The following is a 21,419-nucleotide window of genomic DNA, read 5'->3' as shown; positions in this document are numbered from 1 at the left end:
CGGCGCCTGTTTCGCGGGCTTGCCCGCTCCCACAGGAAACGCGCAGGCATTGAAAAACTGGGCATGGTGGTGACGCCCTTACTGCCCCAACCGGCTGGAAAACTGCCCCACCACATCCACCACCCGTTTCGCCCCGTCCTGGATCTCGACAATCACGCTCCCCGTCTCGTCCGCCAGCGCCAGCCCCTGCTCGGCCTGGCGCTTGCTGGTGTCGATGATCGCCACTGCCGCCTGGGCCAGTTGCTCGTTCTGCTGCACCACCCGGGCGATTTCCTCGGTGGCGGTGCTGGTGCGTGAGGCCAGCTGGCGCACTTCATCGGCAACCACGGCAAACCCCCGCCCCTGCTCGCCGGCGCGGGCCGCTTCGATGGCCGCGTTCAGCGCCAGCAGGTTGGTCTGCCCGGCAATGTCGCTAATGGTCTTGATGATGGAACCGATCACCCGCGACTGGGTATCAAGCGCCTGGATGCCCTCCGCCGCCTCTTGCATCGAAGCTTCCAGCCCACGCATCACGCTGACGCTCTGGGTGACCACATCGGTGGCTTTGCGGGCGCTGGCATCGGTACCCAGCGAGGTGCTGTAGGCGACATCTGCCGCCTCGGCCACCGCCTGCTCCTGATTGACCTGCTCGGTGATGACGGTGGCGAATTTGACCACCTTGTACAGCACGTCATGGGCATCGAAGATCGGGTTGTACGAAGCTTCCAGCCAGACCACCCGGCCGTGGGCATCGATACGCTTGAAGCGCTCGGCAACGTACTCGCCACGGCGCAGCTTGTCCCAGAACGCCTGATAGCCGGCCGAATTTGCCTCCTCCGGCTCGCAGAAAATGCGGTGATGCTTGCCACGGATCTGTTCCAGGCGGTAACCGACGGTGGTCAGGAATCGATCGTTGGCGGTTAGGATGTTGCCGTCGAGGTCGAATTCGATCACGGCGGTGGAGCGCATCAGGGCCTTGATCAGGCTTTCGTGCTCGCGGGATGTCTCGATGGTGCGGGTAAGATCGCTGGAGTGCAGCGTGAAATACTTGATGCGCCCCTCGCTGTTCTTGACCGGCTGCAGGATCGACCGTAACCAGGCTTCCTGGCCATTGCCGCGCAGCAGGCGGAATGCACCGTTCAGGTGTTCACCGCGGCTGATGGCGCCCTTCATGCGCTGGTAGAAATCCAGCGTCTTCACATGGGCAGGGACGATGTCCTCGATGTTGCGTCCAAGCAATTGTTCGGCACGGTAGAGCATCTCGCTCTCGAAGTTGCCGTTGACCATCTCGATCCGCCCCTGAGGGTCGAGTTGCAGTACCAGCATCTCACTGTCGAGGCTACTCTTGACCTGTTCGATGGACATCAGGTCTTCGCGCAGCTGCCGGATTTCTTGCTTGAGCTTGTTGTTGAACATCACCGCTCTCCTGGAGCGCATCGTCGAATGCATCTGCATCGGCTGTCGGTGCCCCCTCTTGAGCGGCCTGCAAGGAAAAATTCACAAAGCGAAAAGCGTCGGCAATCAGGCGTCATCAGTACGTCACATGGCAGTCACATTGGCGCAACCCAGCAGGCGGAAACTTTTTTTCATGAACACACCCGCCCTACGCATTACCCTGGTCAGCGAAACCTTCCCACCCGAAATCAACGGCGTGGCCAATACCCTTGGCCGCCTCAGCGAAGGGTTGCGCCAACGCGGCCATGAGATCGAGGTGGTGCGCCCGCGCCAGGCCGGTGAAGCCCCGGTGCACAACGACCCGAACCTGATGCTGTGCCGTGGCTGGCCCCTGCCTGGCTACCCGGGTTTGCAGTGGGGCGAGGTGTCGATGCACAAGCTGTTGCGCCGCTGGCGCCGGCAGCGCCCGGATGTGCTGTACATCGCCACCGAGGGGCCGCTGGGGCTCAGCGCACTGCGCGCGGCCCGGCGCCTGGGGGTGGCTGTGGTCAGTGGTTTCCATACCAACTTCCCGCAGTACTCCGGCCAATACGGGCTGGGCCTGCTGACGCGCCTGCTCACCCACTACCTGCGCTGGTTCCATCGGCGTACGGCGATCACTCTGGTGCCCAGCCTCAGCCAGCGCCTGGAGCTTGAACGCCGCGGCTTCGAGCGCCTGGAACTGCTGGCCCGGGGGGTCGATGCCTGCCTGTTCAACCCGGCCCGGCGCAGCCCTGCATTACGGGAAAGCTGGGGGCTTGGCGCGGATGACATCGCCGTGCTGCACGTCGGTCGGCTGGCGGCAGAAAAGAACCTGGGCTTGCTGCGCCCATGCCTGGAGGCCCTGAAGAAAATGTATCCACACAAGCGCCTGCGCCTGATCATGGTGGGTGACGGCCCTCAGCGTGCCGCCCTGGAACAGCAGGTACCGGATGCCGTGTTCTGCGGTGCCCAGCGCGGCGAGGTGCTGGCCGAACACTATGCCAGCGGTGACCTGTTCCTGTTTCCGAGCCTGACCGAAACCTTTGGCAATGTAGTGCTCGAAGCCATGGCCTCGGGGTTGGCGGTGGTCGCGTATGACGAAGCGGCCGCTGCGCAGCATATTCGCCATGGCCACAGCGGTGCACTGGCCATGCCGGGGGATCAGGCAGCGTTCATCGAATCTGCCTGCTGGCTGCTGGAAGAAGAGGAGACGTTGCGCCGGGTGCGCCTGAATGCGCGGCGGCATGCCAGCCGCCAGGGCTGGCCAGGGATTGTCGAGCAGTTTGAGGGGTATCTGTACAGTGCCTGTCGGCAAAGCGGGGGGGCGGCTGAGGGTCCGACGCAGTATGTGCAGCGCCTGTGAGATCGAGCGCCGCCCACGCGGCGCTCGATCTCACAGGCACCGAAAATATTGTGTCAGGCGCTATTCAGCCCAGCGCCTTCTCGATAGCCTGCACCACAGCCGGGTCATCCGGCGCAGTACGCGGTGAGAAGCGTGCCAGTACCCGCCCATCCTTGCCGACCAGAAACTTCTCGAAGTTCCAGGTAATGTCGCCCGGAAACTCTGCCCCCTCGCCCGCCAGCAGGCGGTACAGCGAATGGCGCCCCGGCCCGTTGACCTCCAGCTTGGCACCCAGCGGGAAGCTCACCCCGTAGTTGAGGCTGCAAAACTCCCGGATTTCCTTTTCGCTGCCAGGCTCCTGGCCGGCAAACTGGTTGCACGGCAGGCCAAGCACGTTGAAGCCCTTGTCCTTGTAGTCCTGGTAGAGGTTCTCCAGGGCCTTGTATTGCGGCGTGAGACCACACTTGGAGGCAACGTTGACCACCAGCACCACTTGGCCCTTGAACGGTGCGAGGGGCAGCTCCCCGCCGTTCAACGCGTCCAGTTTCAGGTCGTGAAATGCACTCATGATGAATCCCCTCTCAGGTTCCCGGTTGCCGCGCAGGCAAATTTCGCCCACTAAAAAGGCGCTCGTCCAAACCGTCCACCTCCCGTAGGAAGGCAAATCGGCTTGCCCGAGCGCCTGGCGACTTTCTGAGCTTAGCGCAGAAAATCAGTGGTGATGGCCACCTTCACCGTGGATGTGGCGGTGAGCGATTTCTTCGTCGCTGGCGTCACGCACGTTGACTACCTTGACCTGGAAGGTCAGGCGCTGACCGGCCAGCGGGTGGTTGCCGTCAACAGTCACGTCGTCGCCATCGATGTCGCGGATGGTGACGATCTGCATCTGACCATCCGGCGCCGATGCGTGGAACTGCATGCCCACTTCCAGCTCGTCGACGCCTTCGAACAGGCTGCGGTTCAGGGTGCTGACCAGCTCGGCCAGGTATTCGCCGTAGGCATCTTCCGGCTCGATGGAAACGTTCAGCTCGTCACCGGCCTGCTTGCCTTCCAGGGCTTTTTCCAGGCCCGGGATGATGTTTCCGGCACCGTGCAGGTAAACCAGCGGTGCACCGCCAGCGGAGCTGTCGATGGTCTCCCCGGCGTCGTTGGTCAGGGTATAGTCGATGGAGACAGCCTTGTTGGCGGCGATCAGCATGGGGCAAGACCTTTTGCAAAAGTATGTAGAGCGCACAAGTGTAACCAAGCCATCGTCCGATTGCGAACGCACTGCGGACGAGCAACGGCCCATCAGTCGGATCACCGGCTTCCACCAGGACGAAGAAGGCCACTGGGTGGTCGAGCTGTCCTGCGGCCACACCCAGCACCTGCGCCACCAACCGCCGTGGCAGGCACGCCCCTGGGTGCTCGACCCGGCCCAGCGCGCGCAGCGCATCGGCCAGCCTTTCGCTTGCGGCTGGTGCGCACAAGGGGCCGATAGCGCTACCCTTGGCCGTTAATTTCTTGCACCGCTTATTTCGAGAAGCACGCATGCAGACATTTTTCATTGCGCCGACCGACTTCGGTGTCGGCCTGACCTCCATCAGCCTGGGCCTGGTGCGCACCCTGGAGCGCGCCGGCCTTAAGGTCGGCTTCTTCAAGCCGATCGCCCAGCCCCACCCGGGTGACACTGGCCCCGAGCGCTCCACCGAGCTGGTCGCCCGCACCCACGGCATCAAGCCCCCCGTGCCGCTGAGCCTGGCCCATGTCGAGCGCATGCTCGGCGATGGCCAGCTGGACGAGTTGCTCGAAGAAATCATCCGCCTGTACCAGCAAGCCTGCATCGGCAACGACGTGGTGGTGGTCGAGGGCATGGTGCCCACGCGCCATGCCAGCTACGCCGCGCGGGTCAACCTGCACCTGGCCAAGAGCCTGGATGCCGAGGTGATCCTGGTGTCGGCACCGGAAAACGAAGTGCTCAGTGAACTGTCCGGGCGGGTCGAACTGCAGGCCCAGCTGTTCGGCGGCCCACGCGACCCGAAGGTGCTCGGGGTCATCCTCAACAAAGTGCGCACCGACGAAAGCATGGCGGACTTTTCCACCCGCCTGCGCGAGCACTCGCCACTGCTGCGCGGCAACGACTTCCGCCTGCTCGGCTGCATCCCTTACCAGCCCGAACTGAACGCCCCGCGCACCCGCGACGTGGCCGACCTGCTCGGTGCCCAGGTGCTCAATGCCGGTGACTACGAGCAGCGCCGCATGAGCAAGATCATCATCTGCGCGCGCACCGTGGCCAACACGGTGCCACTGCTCACCTCGGGCACGCTGGTGGTGACCCCGGGCGACCGCGACGACATTATCCTCGCTGTCAGCCTCGCAGCGATCAACGGCGTCCCACTGGCCGGCCTGCTGCTGACCAGCGACAGCAAACCTGACGCACGCATCCTTGGTCTGTGCCGTGGTGCCCTGCAGGCCGGCCTGCCGATCCTGTCGGTCAGTACCGGCTCGTACGACACCGCCAACCAGCTCAATTCGTTGAACCGCGAAATCCCGGTGGACGACCGCGAGCGCGCCGAATTCATCACCGACTTCGTCGCCAGCCACCTCGACGCCGCCTGGCTGCACCAGCGTTGCGGCACCCCGCGCGAACTGCGCCTGTCGCCGGCAGTGTTCCGCTATCAGCTGATTCAGCGGGCGCAGCAGGCCAACAAGCGCATCGTCCTGCCGGAAGGTGCCGAGCCGCTGCTGGTGCAGGCTGCGGCCATCTGCCAGGCCCGCGGCATTGCCCGCTGCGTGCTACTGGCCAAGCCCGAGGATGTCGACGCCGTGGCCCGCGCCCAAGGCATCACCTTGCCGCCGGGTCTGGAGATTCTCGACCCCGAGCTGATTCGCGGGCGCTATGTGGAGCCAATGGTCGAGCTGCGCAAGAGCAAGAACCTCAATGCGCCAATGGCCGAGCAGCAACTGGAAGACCCGGTGGTGATCGGCACCATGATGCTGGCCCTGGACGAAGTGGACGGCCTGGTCTCGGGCCTGGTGCACTCCACTGCCAACACCATCCGCCCGGCCCTGCAGCTGATCAAGACCGCACCGGGGTCGAGCCTGGTGTCGTCGGTGTTCTTCATGCTGTTCCCCGAGCAGGTGCTGGTGTACGGCGACTGCGTGATGAACCCGCACCCGAGCGCTGTCGAACTGGCCGAGATCGCCCGGCAAAGTGCCGAATCTGCGCAGGCCTTCGGCATCGCGCCGCGGGTGGCGATGATCAGTTATTCAAGCGACTCGGCCAGCGATGAGGAGGTCGGGAAAGTGCGTGAAGCAACCCGCCTGGCACAGAGTGCGGCGCAGGAGTTGCTGATCGACGGGCCGTTGCAGTATGACGCGGCGGCCAACCCGGCGATTGCACGGGACCTGGCGCCGAACAGCCCGGTGGCCGGGCGTGCGACGGTGTTCGTGTTCCCTGACCTGAATACCGGCAACACGACCCACAAGGCGGTGCAGCGCAGCACCGACGGGGTCAGCCTGGGGCCGATGCTGCAAGGGTTGCGCAAGCCGGTGAACGACTTGCCGCGCGGGGCGCAGGTTGACGATATCGTGCATACCATTGCCCTGACGGCGATTCAGGCGAGCGTGGCGGGCTGATACCTGCGAAGCATGCACCGCGGTGCATGGCACCGGCTTCGCCGGTGTTCGCGGGCTCGCCCGCTCCCACAGGAACCGCGCATTTTCTGAGCCTCGCGCTAAACCTGTGGGAGCGGGCACGCCCGCGAAGGGCCGCAAAGCGGCCCCGGCGGTCAATCAGGGATACTGCTGAACCTGACCTTGCTGGTCATACTGCTGACCCGGAATCGGCTTCAGGTTCACTTCCACCCGGCGGTTCTGCGCACGGCCATTGGCATCGGCGTTGCTGGCGATCGGCTGATCCGGGCCCATGCCACGTACGGTGATACGCGAGGCATCCACACCCTGCGAAGTCAGGTAGGTGCTGACTGCCTGCGCACGGCGCTGGGACAGGTCCATGTTGTGCTGGCGGCTGCCAGTGCTGTCGGTGAAGCCAACCACTTCGATGGTGTTCTGGTTGAACTGCTTGAACGAGCCGGCCAGGTTGTTCAGCGGCGAGTAGAAGCTTGGCGCGATGTTGGCCGAATCGGTGGCGAAGGTGATGTTGCCCGGCATGATCAGCTTGATCTGGTCACCCTGGCGCTGCACTTCCACACCGGTGTTGGCCATCTGCGCACGCAGCTCGGCTTCCTGCTTGTCGGCGTAGTAGCCATAACCGGCTGCAGCGGCACCTACGGCGGCGGCGCCGATCAGTGCACCCTTGCCACGGTTGTTGTGGTCGATGGCGGCACCGGCGATAGCACCAGCCAGCGCGCCCAGGCCGCCGTACTTGGCGGTCTTGCTCATCCCCGTGGAGCCCTGCGCCTGGCCCTGGCTGTCATAAGGGTTCTGGCCGGCACAGCCGGTCATCAGGGCAGCGGCGGTTGCGACGATAATCAGACGACGCATGGTGAACATGGACAAGCTCCTACTGAATTCATGAATGCGGCAGATCATAACGGGATCTATGCCAGCCTTGGATTGCATCGGCAACGAAAAATTCCATGAAAGTGCCTTCATGTGCCATCAGGCACGCACGAAGGGGTTTTCGCGCATTTCGTCGCCCAAGCGGGTATCAGGCCCGTGGCCGGTCACCACGATGGCCTCCTCGTCCAGCCGGTACAGCCGCTCCTTGATGGAACGCACGATAGCCCGCTGGTCGCCGCCCCACAAATCGGTACGGCCAATGCCACGGCGGAACAGGGTATCGCCGGCGATCAGCAGCTTGGCGTCGGCAAACCAGAAGCTCATCGAACCCGGCGTGTGGCCTGGCGTATGCAGGGCCACGCCACAACCACAGGCCAGCTCCTCGTCATCCCCCAGCCAGCGGTCGGGTGCAGGCACCGGGGTGTAGGGCACGCCGAACATCTGGCACTGCATTTCCAGGTTGTCCCACAGCGCCTGGTCATCCTTGTGCAGGTGCAGCGTGGCGCCGGTCAGCTCCTTGAGCTTGCCCGAGGCGAGGAAGTGATCGAAGTGCGCGTGGGTGTGGATGATGCTCACCAGCGTCAGCCCGTGGGCCTGCAGCCGGGCAAGGATCTTGTCCGGGTCACCACCCGGGTCGACGACGATGGCCTTCCTGGTCAGCGGGTCGCCGATCAGGGTGCAGTTGCATTGCAGGGGGCCTACGGGGAAGGTTTCGCGGATGAGCGCAGGCGGGGCTTGGGTCATGGTGTTCTCGATGGCAAAGCTGGAGTTCTGCTGAGAGCCTGACAGGAAATTGGGGTGGGTGCACGAGGTTCATGTCTTGAGATGTGTGGCGCCTGATCGAGCGCCGCCCACGCGGCGCTCGATCTCACAGGCACCACACATCCTAAGGCAAGAACAACCTGAACAACCCACCCCCAAGCGCCCCGCCATTGGAGATCTCGATCCGCCCGCGCACCCCGCCGCTTTCATGCAACGCCGCGATCCGCGCCGCAAAATACAGGCCCAGGCCGGTACTGCCGCTGGTCGAGTCGATACCCTGGATGAATTCCTCCTGGCGTTCGAGCATGCGCTGTGGATAACCCGGGCCGTCATCGTTGACGCAGATGGCCAGCTGGTTGTCTGCCTCTTCGATGGTGATCAGCAAGGCATGCGCGGCAAAGCGGGTGGCGTTGGTGATCACGTTGGCGATCACCGAGGCCACCAGCTCGCGGTCGAAGAAGCCCAGCGGGTTGTCGGTATCGATGCGCCAGGTAGCAAGGATATCCTTGTGCTTGAGCACTTCCTCGTGCGCGGCCAGCTGGGCTTCGATGAAGTCGTCCAGTTCGTGGTAGTCCGGGCACACCGGCAGCTGGTTCACGCCCAGTTTGTACAACCCCAGCAACTGCACCAGCATGCCGTTGAGGTGGCGAAACTCATGCTCCATCACCCCCTGCTCGGCACCACCGCGCAGCTCCTCGGGCAAGCGCTGCACCCACTGGTTGTGGGACTGGATCAGCGCCGACAGGGAATTCTTCAGGTCGTGCACGGTGGAGGCGATCACCGTGGAAAAATCCAGCCCCTGATTGTCTTGATTCATGCGCCGAACACTCGGATGTGCAGTTTGCGGTAGCGGTCGTAGCGGTTGTCGCTGGCGGGGATGCCGGCCACGCTGCTCAGGGCGTCGCGACACTCCTGCATGATCGCCGGCTGAGGGCTGTCACCGCCGATGCGCAGCAGCGCCTGGGCAGTGTTGAGGGCGATGCTGATGTTCTTCGGTTGCAAACCCAGCGCCTTGCGGAACAGCTGCAACGCCTCGCCGAGCTGCCCGCCCTGGTAACTGCGCACCCCCTGGCGATTGAGCGTGACCGCTTCGGTGATGGCGTTGAGCACGCTAGGGTCGTCCGTCAGCTTGCCGACCCTCTCCATGACCTTGGGGTCATCGCCATAACTTTCCACACAGTTCTTCAGCACGCCGATGGCGGCGGCTTCCTGCCCCATGGCCTGCAACTGCGCGGCAACGGTCAGGGCCGAATCGACTGAGAAGAACTGGTTCATCTTGTCCAGACGCTGGATCGCCTGTTCGGTCAGCTTGGCAGCCGTTTCAGGGTCGCCGGCCTGCTGCAGGCTGGCGGCCTTCATCATGCGGGCACGCACCTGCAGGCCCTGGTCCTCGGGGTTGTCCTTGGCCACTTCGCTGAGCGTACTGTTGATCTCGACCCGGGTGCGCGCATCCAGGCCAAAGCCGGCATTCTTGCTCATCAGCGCCTGCACCAGACCCAGGTTGTTCTCGGGATCCTTGTAGCGTGAGCTCTGGCCCTGGTTCACCGCATGGCGGAACGCCTTCGAGGCACTCTCGAAGTCTTCGTTTTCCAACGCCAGCTTGCCCAGCGTCGACTGCCGGCGCACCGACAACGGCGACAGGCGCACGGCTTCTTCAAGCATGCTCTGCGCACGCCTGGTTTCGCCTTGGGCCACCAGTACCTCGGCCATGCCATCGTACAGGCCTGGCATGATCGGGAAGGCCTTGAGCGCCTGCTCGTAAACACCCTGGGCCTGGGCATTCTGGCCACGCTTGTGCATCAGGCTGCCCAACGCCGAGTACACCCACGGCTGCGGGCGGCTGGCCAGAATGGCCTTGAGGAACTTCTCCAGCTCCTCGAAGCGGTTGAGGTTGCGCAAGGCATCGGCCCGATAGCGCAGGCACAGCGGGGCCAGACGCGGGTCACGCTTGCACAGCTCGGCGCAGGCCGCCAACACTTCGGCCGGGCGATTGCGGTCCAGGGCCTGCAGGATCGGCTTGAGCAGGTTCTTGCGCTGGTACAGCTTCTCGACGCGCTGGGCCAGGCCAACCCGGTTGAACGGCTTGGTCAGGTAGGCATCGGGCTCATGCTCGATGGCGCTGAGGACAATGGCCTGGCTGCTCTCGGCCGTGACCATGATGAATATGCACTCATGACTGATGTGCTTGTCGAGGATCAGGTCTTCGAGCACCTGTTGGCCGTTCTTCTTGCCGTCGCCCAGGTGGAAGTCCTGCAGGATGACGTCATAGCGCTTTTGCGCACACATGCGCAGCGCCTGCTCGCCGCTGTCGGCGGTGTCCACGTCACGCACGCCCAGCTCGCGCAGCATGGAACGGGTCGACGTGCGAAAGTCGGTAAAGTCGTCGACGATCAGAAAGCTCTTTTGCCCGTACTGCAGCATCAACACGACCTGCCTTGGAATGATTGAAAAATCGCGCGAGGCGATGCCACCGATCGCTGTATCGGCAGCTGGTCGGGAAAGATGAGGGTAGAGCGTTGGCGGCCACGAACCATGGCCTTGGGCCATCACTTTAGCGAGCAATGCCCTGCAGGGCCAGCATCATGCCAGCAGCCCCAGGGATTTGGCCTTGGCCACCGCCTGGGTACGCCGCTCCACCCCCAGCTTGCTGTTGATATGGCTGGCGTGGGTTTTCACCGTGTGCAGGGAAATGAACAGCCGCTCGCTGATCTGCTGGTTGGAGCAGCCCTGGGCAATCAGCTCGAGCACGGCCAGCTCGCGGCCACTTAGGGCTTCGCCGGTGCTGGCGCTTGGCATCTGCGGCAGGCGCTTGAGCAGCTCGGCCTGCACCGGGCAAGCGGCAGCTACCTGCAGCTGTTCAAGAAGCCACTGCGGGTGTTGCTCCAGCAAAGGCTGAAACGGTTGCAACACGCCGCCCTGGGCTGCTTCCAGCAACCTTGGCAACAACTGGGCGGCCTGCCCTTCCCGGCCTTCGCCCAGCAACAAGCCAAGCCACTGGCACAGAGCACTGACGCAAAGCATCATGCCGCCACTGGCCTGGCCGCGCTCGACCAGGCCGGCCAGGCGTTGCGCCGCGTCGTCGCTGCGCGACTGGATGCGTTCGAGCAATGCCTGCTGCAAGGCGATGTGCAACGGCAGCAACGGGTGGAACTCCGGGGCCGCCGCGGGTTGCTCACCACCATAGGTCTGGCCCAGGCGCAGCAGCCAGGACTCGGCGAGGTCAATGCGCCCCTGGGCCAGCCACAACTCGCATTTGACCAGAGTGATCATGGCCAGGTAGTAGACCGGCGGCACATCCCAGATGTGCATCAACCGCTCGGCCTCGGCCAGTTCGGCAAAGGCTTCGGCAAAGTGCCCCTCCCGGCCATCGAGCGTAGCGATCACGCAGTGGCCGATGAGCACGCTGATATCGCGGCAGGCCCGCGCCTCGCCCAGCCCCGCACGCAAACGGGCACGGCCCTGGGCCGGCTGCAAGCGCGAGACCAGCAGGTAGCCTTCGTAAAGCGTCAGACGGGCGCGCACGGCATACAGGCGCTGTGCCGACAGCCCTTGCAGGCGCTGCAGCCCCTGGCGCACTTCCTCCAGCGCGCGCAACACCTCGCCACGGGCATGCAGCACCCGCGCCCGGTCGTAATGGGCCAAGGCCTCGAACAATGGGTTGCCGACACGCTGGGCCAACTCCAGGGCCTCGCGGTTCCAGCCACGGGCCCGCCAGAAATCGCCATCGGCAATCGCCAGGTTGGACAGCGTCGACAGGCATACCAGGCGTTGGCCATAACGCTTGCTCGGCAGGCTCTGCAGCGCTTCGCTGCAATAGGCCAGGGTACGCTCGCGGTCGCCACGGCCACGGGCGATCACACCACTCAGCGCCAGCCACTGGGCCAGCATGGACTTTTGCGCGGTTGCCGAAGGTGCGGGCAGGAAGCGACTGAGGTAACCCGCCAGCTCCTCGGCCGCATCCAGCTGGCACGCCAGGCCCAATGCCCAGCTGTACAGCACGATCAGCCGTGGCGTGCTGATCAGCAGGCTGTCGGGCAGGTCCATCTTCCAGCGCAGCAACATGCCGACGTTCTGTTCAGCCAGCAGTTGTTCCTCGGACAGGCTCTGCACCAGGTCGGCGGCGACATCCAGGTGACCGGCGCGCAGTGCCTGCTCCACCGCTTCGTCCAGCAGACCCTGGCTTTCGAACCAGCGGCAGGCACGCAACTGCAGGCCGGCCAGCGGCTCGCTGGCCTGGCGGCTGCGCAGCAGGTCGGAGAACAGGTGGTGATAGCGGAACCAGTGGCCATGCTCGTCCAGCGGCACCAGGAACACCTGGTGCGCCTGCAGGAAACGCAGGATCGCGGCACTGTCATGGCGGCCGCGTATGGCATCGCACAACGGGGCACAGAACCGTTCCTGGCAGGCCGTGTCGTACAGGAAGGCCTGCACATCGGCGGGCAGCATGTCGATGACTTCTTCCAGCAGATAATCGCGGATCAGGCCCTCGCCGCCATGCAAGGCCTGGGGCAAGGCATGCTCGTCAGCGGACTCGCTGGCCGCCAGTTGCCAGAAACGCAACCCGGCCACCCAACCGTCGCTGCGCTGGATCAGATTGTCCAGGGCCTGGCCACGCAGGCCGGTGGGCTGGCGACCGATCACCGCCAGCGACTCTTCGGCGGTCAGGCGCAAGTCCTGTTCGTTGAGTTCGACCAGTTGCCGCGACAGGCGCAGGCGCGCCAGGTGCCAGTCCGGGCGCTGGCGGCTGGTGACCAGTAGCACCAGGCCGGGGGGCAGGTGATTGAGGAAGAACTGCAGGCAACGGTCGAGCACTGGCCCCTGGGCCAGGTGATAGTCGTCCAGCACCAGCAACAAGGGCGTATCGGCTTGCAGGTACAGCGCCAGCTCGTCGAGCAGGCCGTCGAGCCATTCCTCGAAGGCGAACGGCTGGTGGCGCTGGCGCATTTTCAGCAGACCCATGGCCTGGCCGCCCAGCGCCGGGCAGTACTGCTGCAGGCCTTCGAGCAGGCGTTCGAGGAAGCGGCCCGGGTCGGCATCCCGTTGGCTCAGGCCCAGCCACAGGCTACGCCAGTGCTCGGGCAGCGCTTCGCAAAATTCGATGGCCAGGGAGCTTTTGCCGAAACCCGCCGGGGCATTGACCAGCAACAGCCGCCCGCCGAGGCCAGCCTGCAGCCGCTGGCACAGGCGCAGGCGCGGCACATGGCCGTCCGGCAAGGGCGGCCGGAAGAAACGCCCGTCCAGCAGGCCCAGGGCCTGGCTGGTGAATCCATGCGTACGGGACAGATCTGTCATGGCCGGCTCGTTCTGGTTGGAAGACTACGGCGGTATGGATGCTTGCGAGACTAGCGGGTAACGCTGCGCATTTGAAGATGATGGGCGCAATTGGCCTGGAAAAGACTGCGACAAAAAGCAACATGGCCGATGGACAGCGGCTGGGACGGGGGTTTTGGTGAGGTATTCAGCAGGTTTATTGCCTGTTTTGGCCTCTTCGCGGGCACGCCCGCTCCCACAGGAATTTCGCAGGCTTCCTGGCCAATGCAGTACCTGTGGGAGCGGGCGCGCCCGCGAAGAGGCCAAAACAGGAAATGGAAACGCCCCGGACAAGCCGGGGCGCTCGGGGGTTGTGCGATATTTAGCGAATACCCGACTGGCGCAGTGCCGCTGGCTGGAAGTCAGCCTTGCTGGCGCTGAAGCCGAAGTCGTAGGCGCGCTTCTCTTCGTTCTTCATGCCCAGGGCCAGGTAACGGCCCGACTGCAGGTCGTAGATGGCCTCCAGGGTGTACCACGGCACCTCCACGTTGTAGTACGGCTGGGCATGCGCCTCGGACACGCGCCACAGCTGGCCACGGCCGTCGTACTGGTCGATCACCGCAGCCTGCCAGGTATCCTCGTCGATGTAGAAGTCACGCTTGGCATAGATGTGCCGCTGGCCCGGCTTGAGGGTCGCGACCACGTGCCACACGCGGCGCAGCTCGTAACGGGCCAGGTCCTGGTTGATGTGCCCGGCCTTGATGATGTCGGTGTACTTGAGCTTGGGGTCGTCGAGCTTGAAGGCGTTGGAGGCGATGTACAGCTCCTTCTTGCCTTCCAGCTTCCAGTCATAGCGGTCTGGTGCACCGTTGAACATGTCCAGGTTGTCCGAGGTGCGCAAACCGTCGGCGGCGGTACCCGGGCCGTCGTACGACACTTGCGGTGCCTGGCGCACACGGCGCTGACCGGCGTTGTAGATCCACGCCTTGCGCGGTTCCTTCACCTGGTCGAGGGTTTCGTGCACCAGCAGCACGGTCCCGGCCAGGCGTGCAGGCGCGGTCACTTCCTGCTTGAAGTAGAACAGGATATTGCCTGGGTTGTTCGGGTCGTAGTCCTTCATGCGCTCGCGGAAGACGAACTGGTCGGAGAAGTACACTGGGTTGAAGGAGCCGTTCTGCTGTGGCGTGGCCTGGGTCACCAGGCGGCTGACACTGCCACCGCGGTAGCGGGTGATATGGTTCCAGATCACTTCCAGGCCGCTTTTCGGGATGGGGAACGGCACGGCTGTGCGGAAGTTGTTCAAGCCGTTGCCGCCTTCCACCAGGGTGGTCTTGGTGGCGTTTTCCTTGATGGCGGCGAATACATCAGCCGGTACCGTGGCACCGCGATGGGTCTTGAACACCGGGATCTTGAAGGTTTCCGGATAGCGCTTGAGCATGGCCAGCTGGCCCGGCGAAAGCTTGTCCTTGTACTGGTCGGCGTTCTGCGCAGTGATGGTGAACAGCGGCTTTTCACTGCCGTACGGGTCGGACAGGAAGCCCTTGCCGTCGGCACTGCCCGCACTCTTCGACAGCGGCTCCCACGGGCCGATCGAGCCATCGGCGTTACCGGCCTTTTCGGCGCCCATCGGGGTCAGGGTACTGCCCAGCTTGGCCGCCTCGTCGGCGGATACTGCAGCCATGACGCTGGTCGCCAGCAGGGACAGGCCCAGCACACCGGCTTGCAGCAGACTTCTGGTCTTGTTCATGTCGTGTCGTCCTGGATCTGAATGCTTAGAAGTTCACGCCGAAGCTGAGCGCGACGAAGTCGCGGTCATCCACGGTGGTGTACTTGCCATCGAAGAAGTTGGTGTACGACAGGCTTGCCGTGTAGGTGTTCTGGTACTCGGCGTCGAGGCCCAGGCTGACGGCCTTGCGGCCTTCCTCGAAGTTGGCGCCAGGGCCCGGCGAGTAGCCGGAGACGTCATGCGACCAGGCCACGCTGGGTTTCAGGTTGACCCCGGCGAAGACGTCGTTGTAGTCCCAGATGGCACGAGCGCGGTAACCCCAGGAGGTCGAGGTGGTGAAACCGTCGTTTTCGCAGTTGCGGGTCAGGTTTGCGGTCGACGAACCAAGCCCCGAGCCGATGATGGTGTTGCCGTTGAGAATGGCGCAGGTACCGCTCGGCAGCGGGCCGGGACCGTAGACCGGATCACGCCCGTAACGCGCCTTGCTGGAGCTTTCCAGCCCGCCCACATGGGTGACACCGACTTCACCGACCACAGTTAGGCGGCTGGCCCCCATGACCTGGTCGAAGAAGTGGGTGAAGGTGGTCTGGAACTGGGTGATTTCCTTGCGCCGGTAGCCATGCAGGTCCTGCCCGGGCGTGCCGGTCAACACCGAAGCATTATTGAAGGGCGCTCGATCGATCGGCGTTACCCCTGCAAACAGAATGTCCGTAGTGTTGAGCTGCACCGGAGCGTTGGGGCGGTAGCTGAGCTCGCCGCTCCAGGCCGTGCCGGTGGGCAACGTGGTGGAGAAGCTCAAGCCATACAGGCGAATGTCTTCCGGATACTCGACGAAGTACTCGGAGTTGCCCGCGATGATCAACGGCGCCAGCGCACGCACATTAGCGGGTGTATTTATGTTGTTAACAAGGTTGAATAGCCCCTGCGGCGCCCCGGTAGCACTGAAGATCGGTGCCCGACTGTGGTAGTTCATGAAGTAGGCGCCGAACTCGGTATCCAGCGGCTCGAACATGTAGCGGAACGCCACCCCGAACTGGCCGCTGTCACGGGCATCACGGTCGGCCCCTCGGCGGACCTTGACGCCTTCGCCGTTGACGTCTACGCCAAAGCTCGACAGGCCAGCGAGTGCCTGGGCCGGCAGTGTCCGGCTACTGTTGAGCACGCGCAGATTATCGGTACAGCCGTCGGCAATAATGTCCGGCTGGGAGAAGAAGGTGCCGCAGTTGTCGACGACCGTCTGGTCCCATTCGATCTGGTAGAAGGCCTCGGCCGACAGGTTGTCGGTCAGGCTCTGCGAAACGTAGAACATGTTGACCGGAATCAGGCCTTCCTTGATCTCGGCCCCCGGGCGGCGGAACGCCGACACGTCGATCGGGTTGATCGAGTTGATGCCGCCACCGATGAAGGTACTTTCACCCCAGCTCACCACCTGCTTGCCCAGGCGCACCGAGCCAGGCTGATCGCCGATGGAGTAGTTGTGGTAGACGAAGGCGTCGAGCAGCTCGGCACCGGACGATTTGGCGCCTTCCTTGCGGTTGGAGTCGCTGATGTCCTTGAACTCGCGGCCTTCGTCCTTCAGTTCGAAGTCGTACCAGTACTTGCCACGGACGAACACGCCGGTGTCGCCGTACTTGAGCTCCAGGTCATGAATGCCCTTGAAGATCTTGGAGAAGGTTTCGCCCTTCTTGAAGTTCAGGTGGCCGTCGTCGGATGTCTGCGACAGGCCCTTGCCGCCGTTGTTCACCCCGATCAGGTTCTTGTTGGGGTTGGCCGTCGACCAGCTGGCGCCGATGGAGAGCGACGAGTCGAACTGGCCTTCGATTTCACCAATGTTGAAACTGACAGCGAAAGCAGGACTTGCGAGCGTGGAAGCAAGGCTGACGGCCAGGGGCAACTTGGCCCGGCGCCAGAACAGGTTTGCAGATTTCATCGACGCTACTCCATGTACTTTTTTTGTTATGGCAGTGAGTCCTTTCAAGAACGGCCCGAGCGACCGGTTTGCAGGCTTGCGCCCGCGGCGACACGGCTTGCGCATGTCGCCTTCCCCCATTCCTGAAAATCCCCTGGCCCCGACTATAGCCAGCAAGGCACAGGCGCTTGATCCCTCTAAAGTGTGATTTGCGCTCCGTGCTGCCAACTCGCTGTAATGTTGTCCCGGTTGCGCGCTGGCAGTGCTAAAGGATGGCGTATTTCTGCCGTTTGGCAAGGCTAACCCGCTCTAGCATGCGGGTCGCGTGCTGCGGCAAGCGACCCGCATGACGGTTACAGCGTGGAAAGGAACGCACTGTTGCTGGCCTGCCACTGGACGATGTCCTGGCGGATGCGTTTCTTGTCGAGCTTGCCGACACTGGTCTTGGGAATTTCAGTAACAACGGCGATCTGGCTTGGAATGGCCCACTTGTTGATGTGCCCTTGCTCGACGAATGGCTTGAGGTGTTCCTTCAGCGCCTTGGCGTCGATGACCTGGCCTTCGCGCACCACCAGCAGGGCAAACGGGCGCTCACCCCACTGCGGGTCGGCCACCCCCACTACCGCCACTTCGCGCACGGCCGGGTGGCGGCTGATCAGGTCTTCGAGGTCGAGCGAGGAAATCCACTCGCCACCGGTCTTGATCACATCCTTGATGCGGTCACGGATGTCGATGTAGCCCATGCCGTCGAGCGTGGCGACATCACCGGTGTGCAACCAGCCACCCTGCCACAACTCCTCACTCTTTTCCGGCTCCTTGAAGTAGCCCATGGTCAGCCACGGCGCGCGTAACACCAGCTCACCCTGGGTTTCACCATCGGCGGGCAGGAAGTTGCCGTCGCCGTCGACGATGGCCGCTTCGACCAGCGGCACCGGCACGCCGGCCTTGATGCGGTAGGTGATGCGCTCATCCTCGCTGCCGGCCTGCAGCTCGTCGTTCAGGTGGGCGGCGGAAATCAGCGGGCAGGTCTCGGACATGCCATACGCGGCGGTCAACTGGATGCCGCGCGCCAGGGCGGCCTGGTACAGCGAGCGGTTGAGCGCGCTGCCGCCGATGATGATCTTCCAGCCGCCGAAGTCCTGCCCTTGAGCGTTCGGGCAGTTGAGCAGCATCTGCAGGATGGTTGGCACGCAATGGGAGAAGGTGACCTTCTCTTCGCGCCACAGCTTGACCAGCATGTCCGGCTCGTAGCGCCCCGGGTACACCTGCTTCATGCCGAGCATGGTGGCGGCGTAGGGAATACCCCAGGCATGCACGTGGAACATCGGGGTAATGGGCATGTACACATCGTTGCTACCCAGCAGGCGCACGCTGTCGATGCTGCCGGTCACCGAGGCTTCGGCCAGGGTATGCAGCACCAGTTGCCGGTGGGTGAAGTACACCCCCTTGGGGTTGCCGGTGGTACCGGTGGTGTAGAAGGTGGTGGCCACCGAGTTCTCGTCGAAGTCCGGGAAGTCGTAGCGCGGGCTGGCAGCGGCCAGCAGTTGCTCGTACTCGCCGACCAGGTTGGGCAGCTCGGCGGTCTTGTCCGGGCCGTCGGTCAGCAGCAGGGTCTTGTCGACGGTGGTCAGTTGCCCGGCGATGGCCTGGTACAGGCCGACGAAGTCGCTGTTGACCAGCACCACGCGGTCTTCGGCGTGGTTCATGGTGTAGAGAATCTGCTCGGGCGACAGGCGCACGTTGATGGTGTGCACCACCGCGCCAATCATCGGGATGGCGAACATGCATTCCAGGTAGCGGTGGCTGTCCCAGTCCATCACCGCCACGGTGTCACCGGCCTTTACCCCGGCTTCGGTCAGCACGTTGGCCAGGCGCGCGATGCGTTCGTTGAGCTGTGGGTAGGTCAACCGCAACTGGTCGCGGTAGACGATTTCGCGGGTCTTTTCATAGCGGCTGCCGGACATCAGCAGGCGCTTGATCAGCAGCGGGTAGGCGTAGGCGCCCTCGGCGGGCTTGATGATGCGGGTCTGCAACATGGGTATCCCTTTTCTGAAAAGCGGGCCGGACAAGTCTGGGAACTACTGTAGTTCGCCAATGTGACGGCTAAATCAGCCGAAGGAATGATTTGCGTGGCGAAGGTATGAGTGGCGGGCGTTGACGGGCGGTAACCGCGGGCTAGACACTGCGCTTGAAGCTTCAGGATTTGTACTAGCGCCGAAGGCCCTTTCGCGGGCACGCCCGCGAATGGCCACAACACCAAATTCCCGCCCTGCCCCGGAGAACCTCATGCCCAGCCCGCGTCGCGCCGTGTTTCTCGATCACCAGTCCCTGGACCTGGGCGATCTCGACCTCTCGCCCCTGAAGCAGCAGTTCGACGAGTTCGAGCTGTTCGCCGCCACCCGCCCGGAGCAGGTCGCCGAACGCCTGCAGGGCGCGGTGGCGGTGGTCAGCAACAAGGTCATGCTCGACGCCGCGACCCTGGCCGCCAACCCGCAACTGAAGCTGATCCTGGTGGCCGCCACCGGCACCAACAATGTCGACCTGGCGGCAGCGCGCGCCCAGGGCATCACCGTGTGCAACTGCCAGGGCTACGGCACACCGTCCGTCGCCCAGCACACCCTCGCCCTGCTGCTGGCCCTGGCCACCCGCCTGTGCGACTACAACCAGGCGGTAGCCGACGGCCAGTGGGCCAAGGCCAGCCAGTTCTGCCTGCTGGACTTCCCCATCGTCGAACTGGAAGGCAAGACCCTTGGCTTGCTCGGCCATGGTGAACTGGGCGGCGCGGTGGCGCGGCTGGCCGAAGCCTTCGGCATGCGCGTGCTCAGCGGGCAGATCCCCGGCCGCCCGGATCGCGCCGACCGGCTGCCACTGGACGAGCTGCTGCCGCAAGTCGACGCCCTGACCCTGCACTGCCCGCTGAACGAGCACACCCGGCACATGCTCGGCGCCCGCGAGCTGGCCCTGCTCAAGCCCAACGCGCTGGTGGTCAACACCGCCCGTGGCGGCCTGATCGACGAGCAAGCGCTGGCCGACGCCCTGCGCAGTGGCCACCTGGGCGGCGCCGCCACCGACGTGCTGAGTGTGGAGCCACCGGTCAACGGCAACCCGCTGCTCGAACCCGGCATCCCGCGCCTGATCATCACCCCGCACAGCGCCTGGGGTGCGGTGGAGTCGCGCCAGCGCATCGTCGGCCAGCTCAGCGAGAACGCCCAGGCCTTCTTCGCCGGGCAGCCACGCCGCGTGGTCAGCTGAGCCCGGCGCCTAGCTCTGCTACACTGCGCCACTTTTTTCCAGGAGGCGTCGTCCATGGACCCGCGCAGTGAAGTGTTGCTCCGCCAGGCAGAGCTGTTCCAGGGGCCGCTGCTGCTCGCCGGTGCCCCCGCCGACGGCCTGCTCGCTCAGTTGCCCCAGGTCCAGGCCTGGACCTGGCATGCGGGCGATCAGGCCATGCTCGAAAGCCGCTTCGCCGGCCGCAGCCACTATGCGGTCGAGCCCCCTGAAGTGGCGTTCGACAGCGCCGTGCTGTTCCTGCCCAAGTCCCGCGAACTGGCAGCCTACCTGCTCAACGCCCTGGCCTCGCGCCTGGCCGGCCGCGAGCTGTACCTGGTCGGCGAAAAACGCGGTGGCATTGAAGGTGCGGCCAAGCAGCTGCAGGCCTTTGGCAAGCCGCGCAAGCTCGACAGCGCCCGCCATTGCCAGCTGTGGCAGGTGACCATCGAACACGCGCCAGAAGCCAAACCCCTGGAAAGCCTGGCCGAACGCTTCGAACTCAACCTGGAAGATGGCCCGTTGCAGGTGGTCAGCCTGCCCGGCGTGTTCAGCCATGGTCGCCTTGATCGCGGCACCGCCCTGCTGCTCAAGCACCTCGATGGCCTGCCAAACGGCCATGTACTGGACTTCGGTTGCGGCGCTGGGGTGCTGGGTGCCACAGTCAAGCGCCGTTACCCACAAAACCGGGTGACCCTGCTGGACGTGGATGCCTTCGCCGTGGCCGCCAGCCGCCTGACCTTGGCCGCCAATGGCCTGGAAGGCGAAGTGATCAGCGGCGATGGCATCGACGCGGCGCCGACCGAGCTGAGCCTGATCCTGAGCAACCCGCCGTTCCACACCGGGGTGCACACCAACTACCAGGCATCGGAAAACTTGCTGAAAAAATCGGCCCTTCATCTGCGAAAAGGTGGCGAAATGCGCCTGGTTGCCAACAGCTTCCTGCGCTACCAGCCGCTGATCGAAGGGGCGCTGGGCAACTGCCAGGTACGCGACGAGGCGGACGGCTTCCGCATCTACCAGGCAACACACGGATAAAAACAGCGCTTGCCGAAAGCGTTTTGCCTAGGCAGAATCCGCACCGTCCTAGGGGAGTAGTCTCCCGCGAGCGCCCAGCTCGCCCGGTACGCGTCAACATACTTGGTCCACAGACCATGGCGCGTGCGACCCACCATGCCAGCCTGCATGGCGAGATCCGCATAGACGGATCCAGGGTTTGACAAGACCTATGACACGCACACCTTACCCGGGGCGGGAAGGCTGTA

15 protein-coding genes, 2 pseudogenes and 1 riboswitch are annotated in these 21,419 nt (G+C 64.1%); of the genes and pseudogenes, 5 read left to right on the top strand and 12 right to left on the bottom strand.

Features of this window, described 5'->3' with window-relative positions:
• Positions 1-78 precede the first annotated feature (78 nt).
• Both A4C63_RS26975 and A4C63_RS26970 read right to left on the bottom strand, forming a co-directional pair.
• A pseudogene (locus A4C63_RS26975) lies at positions 79-438 on the bottom strand (methyl-accepting chemotaxis protein); the annotation flags it as partial.
• A 228-nt stretch (positions 439-666) separates the two neighbouring features.
• A pseudogene (locus tag A4C63_RS26970) lies at positions 667-1,266 on the bottom strand (PAS domain S-box protein); the annotation flags it as partial.
• A 301-nt stretch (positions 1,267-1,567) separates the two neighbouring features.
• Here A4C63_RS26970 and A4C63_RS01770 point away from each other — a divergent pair.
• Positions 1,568-2,758 carry a glycosyltransferase family 1 protein gene (locus A4C63_RS01770; protein WP_063911257.1) on the top strand — a complete coding sequence of 397 codons (1,191 nt, stop codon included), beginning with the start codon at positions 1,568-1,570 and terminating at the stop codon, positions 2,756-2,758.
• Between the two features lie 64 nt (positions 2,759-2,822).
• On the opposite strand, the gene A4C63_RS01765 is transcribed toward A4C63_RS01770, so the two are convergent.
• The gene (locus tag A4C63_RS01765; RefSeq protein ID WP_063911256.1) at positions 2,823-3,305 is read right to left on the bottom strand and encodes a glutathione peroxidase; all 483 of its coding nucleotides are present in this window, start codon (positions 3,303-3,305) and stop codon (positions 2,823-2,825) included.
• A gap of 144 nt (positions 3,306-3,449) precedes the next feature.
• Positions 3,450-3,935, bottom strand: coding sequence for a peptidylprolyl isomerase (locus tag A4C63_RS01760; RefSeq protein ID WP_003259610.1), 486 nt, complete (start codon positions 3,933-3,935; stop codon positions 3,450-3,452).
• Here A4C63_RS01760 and A4C63_RS01755 point away from each other — a divergent pair.
• Positions 3,934-4,236 (top strand): DUF3565 domain-containing protein, encoded by a 303-nt coding sequence (locus tag A4C63_RS01755; protein ID WP_063911255.1) that lies wholly within the window; start codon positions 3,934-3,936, stop codon positions 4,234-4,236. The genes A4C63_RS01760 and A4C63_RS01755 overlap by 2 nt on opposite strands.
• 31 nt (positions 4,237-4,267) lie before the next feature.
• Positions 4,268-6,355 carry a phosphate acetyltransferase gene (gene pta / locus A4C63_RS01750; RefSeq protein WP_063911254.1) on the top strand — a complete coding sequence of 696 codons (2,088 nt, stop codon included), beginning with the start codon at positions 4,268-4,270 and terminating at the stop codon, positions 6,353-6,355.
• Positions 6,356-6,511: 156 nt separating this feature from the next.
• Here pta and A4C63_RS01745 read toward each other — a convergent pair whose 3' ends face one another.
• The 8 genes from A4C63_RS01745 to A4C63_RS01710 all read right to left on the bottom strand — a co-directional run bounded on the left by A4C63_RS01745 (position 6,512) and on the right by A4C63_RS01710 (position 18,923).
• Complete coding sequence (locus tag A4C63_RS01745; RefSeq protein ID WP_013970946.1) at positions 6,512-7,231, bottom strand: OmpA family protein; 720 nt, start codon at positions 7,229-7,231, stop codon at positions 6,512-6,514.
• A 108-nt stretch (positions 7,232-7,339) separates the two neighbouring features.
• The gene (locus tag A4C63_RS01740) at positions 7,340-7,984 is read right to left on the bottom strand and encodes an MBL fold metallo-hydrolase (RefSeq protein WP_063911253.1); all 645 of its coding nucleotides are present in this window, start codon (positions 7,982-7,984) and stop codon (positions 7,340-7,342) included.
• A 142-nt stretch (positions 7,985-8,126) separates the two neighbouring features.
• On the bottom strand, positions 8,127-8,819 hold the full coding sequence (locus tag A4C63_RS01735) for a sensor histidine kinase KdpD (RefSeq protein WP_063911252.1): 693 nt from the start codon (positions 8,817-8,819) through the stop codon (positions 8,127-8,129).
• Entirely contained in the window at positions 8,816-10,423 is a 1,608-nt protein-coding gene (locus A4C63_RS01730; protein ID WP_063911251.1) for a response regulator, read from the bottom strand. The genes A4C63_RS01735 and A4C63_RS01730 overlap by 4 nt, the downstream gene beginning before the upstream one ends.
• Positions 10,424-10,582: 159 nt before the next feature.
• Positions 10,583-13,294, bottom strand: a complete 2,712-nt coding sequence (locus A4C63_RS01725) for a LuxR C-terminal-related transcriptional regulator (RefSeq protein ID WP_063911250.1) — start codon at positions 13,292-13,294, stop codon at positions 10,583-10,585.
• A 340-nt stretch (positions 13,295-13,634) separates the two neighbouring features.
• Complete coding sequence (locus A4C63_RS01720) at positions 13,635-14,999, bottom strand: DUF1329 domain-containing protein (RefSeq protein WP_063911249.1); 1,365 nt, start codon at positions 14,997-14,999, stop codon at positions 13,635-13,637.
• Positions 15,000-15,024: 25 nt separating this feature from the next.
• Positions 15,025-16,908, bottom strand: a complete 1,884-nt coding sequence (locus A4C63_RS01715; RefSeq protein WP_063911248.1) for a DUF1302 domain-containing protein — start codon at positions 16,906-16,908, stop codon at positions 15,025-15,027.
• A gap of 332 nt (positions 16,909-17,240) precedes the next feature.
• Positions 17,241-18,923, bottom strand: coding sequence for a fatty acid--CoA ligase (locus A4C63_RS01710; protein ID WP_063911247.1), 1,683 nt, complete (start codon positions 18,921-18,923; stop codon positions 17,241-17,243).
• A gap of 250 nt (positions 18,924-19,173) precedes the next feature.
• On the opposite strand from A4C63_RS01710, the gene A4C63_RS01705 reads away from it, so the two are divergent.
• Both A4C63_RS01705 and A4C63_RS01700 read left to right on the top strand, forming a co-directional pair.
• The gene (locus A4C63_RS01705; protein WP_063911246.1) at positions 19,174-20,139 is read left to right on the top strand and encodes a 2-hydroxyacid dehydrogenase; all 966 of its coding nucleotides are present in this window, start codon (positions 19,174-19,176) and stop codon (positions 20,137-20,139) included.
• Between the two features lie 54 nt (positions 20,140-20,193).
• Positions 20,194-21,192, top strand: a complete 999-nt coding sequence (locus A4C63_RS01700; protein ID WP_063911245.1) for a class I SAM-dependent methyltransferase — start codon at positions 20,194-20,196, stop codon at positions 21,190-21,192.
• A gap of 39 nt (positions 21,193-21,231) precedes the next feature.
• Positions 21,232-21,371: riboswitch (yybP-ykoY riboswitch) on the top strand.
• The last annotated feature ends 48 nt before the right edge of the window (positions 21,372-21,419 follow it).

Source organism: Pseudomonas sp. p21 (assembly GCF_001642705.1).
GTDB lineage: Bacteria > Pseudomonadota > Gammaproteobacteria > Pseudomonadales > Pseudomonadaceae > Aquipseudomonas.
Note: the sequence above shows the minus strand (reverse complement) of the source record. Positions and strands in the feature narration are given on the sequence as shown.

What these genes read in the sequence shown, in the direction of transcription:
- A4C63_RS01770 (WP_063911257.1), top strand. Translation starts at nt 1,568, where the DNA reads ATGAACACACCCGCCCTACGCATTACCCTGGTCAGCGAAACCTTCCCA.
- A4C63_RS01765 (WP_063911256.1), bottom strand. Translation starts at nt 3,305, where the DNA reads ATGAGTGCATTTCACGACCTGAAACTGGACGCGTTGAACGGCGGGGAG.
- A4C63_RS01755 (WP_063911255.1), top strand. Translation starts at nt 3,934, where the DNA reads ATGGGGCAAGACCTTTTGCAAAAGTATGTAGAGCGCACAAGTGTAACC.
- A4C63_RS01760 (WP_003259610.1), bottom strand. Translation starts at nt 3,935, where the DNA reads ATGCTGATCGCCGCCAACAAGGCTGTCTCCATCGACTATACCCTGACC.
- pta (WP_063911254.1), top strand. Translation starts at nt 4,268, where the DNA reads ATGCAGACATTTTTCATTGCGCCGACCGACTTCGGTGTCGGCCTGACC.
- A4C63_RS01745 (WP_013970946.1), bottom strand. Translation starts at nt 7,231, where the DNA reads ATGTTCACCATGCGTCGTCTGATTATCGTCGCAACCGCCGCTGCCCTG.
- A4C63_RS01740 (WP_063911253.1), bottom strand. Translation starts at nt 7,984, where the DNA reads ATGACCCAAGCCCCGCCTGCGCTCATCCGCGAAACCTTCCCCGTAGGC.
- A4C63_RS01735 (WP_063911252.1), bottom strand. Translation starts at nt 8,819, where the DNA reads ATGAATCAAGACAATCAGGGGCTGGATTTTTCCACGGTGATCGCCTCC.
- A4C63_RS01730 (WP_063911251.1), bottom strand. Translation starts at nt 10,423, where the DNA reads ATGCTGCAGTACGGGCAAAAGAGCTTTCTGATCGTCGACGACTTTACC.
- A4C63_RS01725 (WP_063911250.1), bottom strand. Translation starts at nt 13,294, where the DNA reads ATGACAGATCTGTCCCGTACGCATGGATTCACCAGCCAGGCCCTGGGC.
- A4C63_RS01720 (WP_063911249.1), bottom strand. Translation starts at nt 14,999, where the DNA reads ATGAACAAGACCAGAAGTCTGCTGCAAGCCGGTGTGCTGGGCCTGTCC.
- A4C63_RS01715 (WP_063911248.1), bottom strand. Translation starts at nt 16,908, where the DNA reads ATGAAATCTGCAAACCTGTTCTGGCGCCGGGCCAAGTTGCCCCTGGCC.
- A4C63_RS01710 (WP_063911247.1), bottom strand. Translation starts at nt 18,923, where the DNA reads ATGTTGCAGACCCGCATCATCAAGCCCGCCGAGGGCGCCTACGCCTAC.
- A4C63_RS01705 (WP_063911246.1), top strand. Translation starts at nt 19,174, where the DNA reads ATGCCCAGCCCGCGTCGCGCCGTGTTTCTCGATCACCAGTCCCTGGAC.
- A4C63_RS01700 (WP_063911245.1), top strand. Translation starts at nt 20,194, where the DNA reads ATGGACCCGCGCAGTGAAGTGTTGCTCCGCCAGGCAGAGCTGTTCCAG.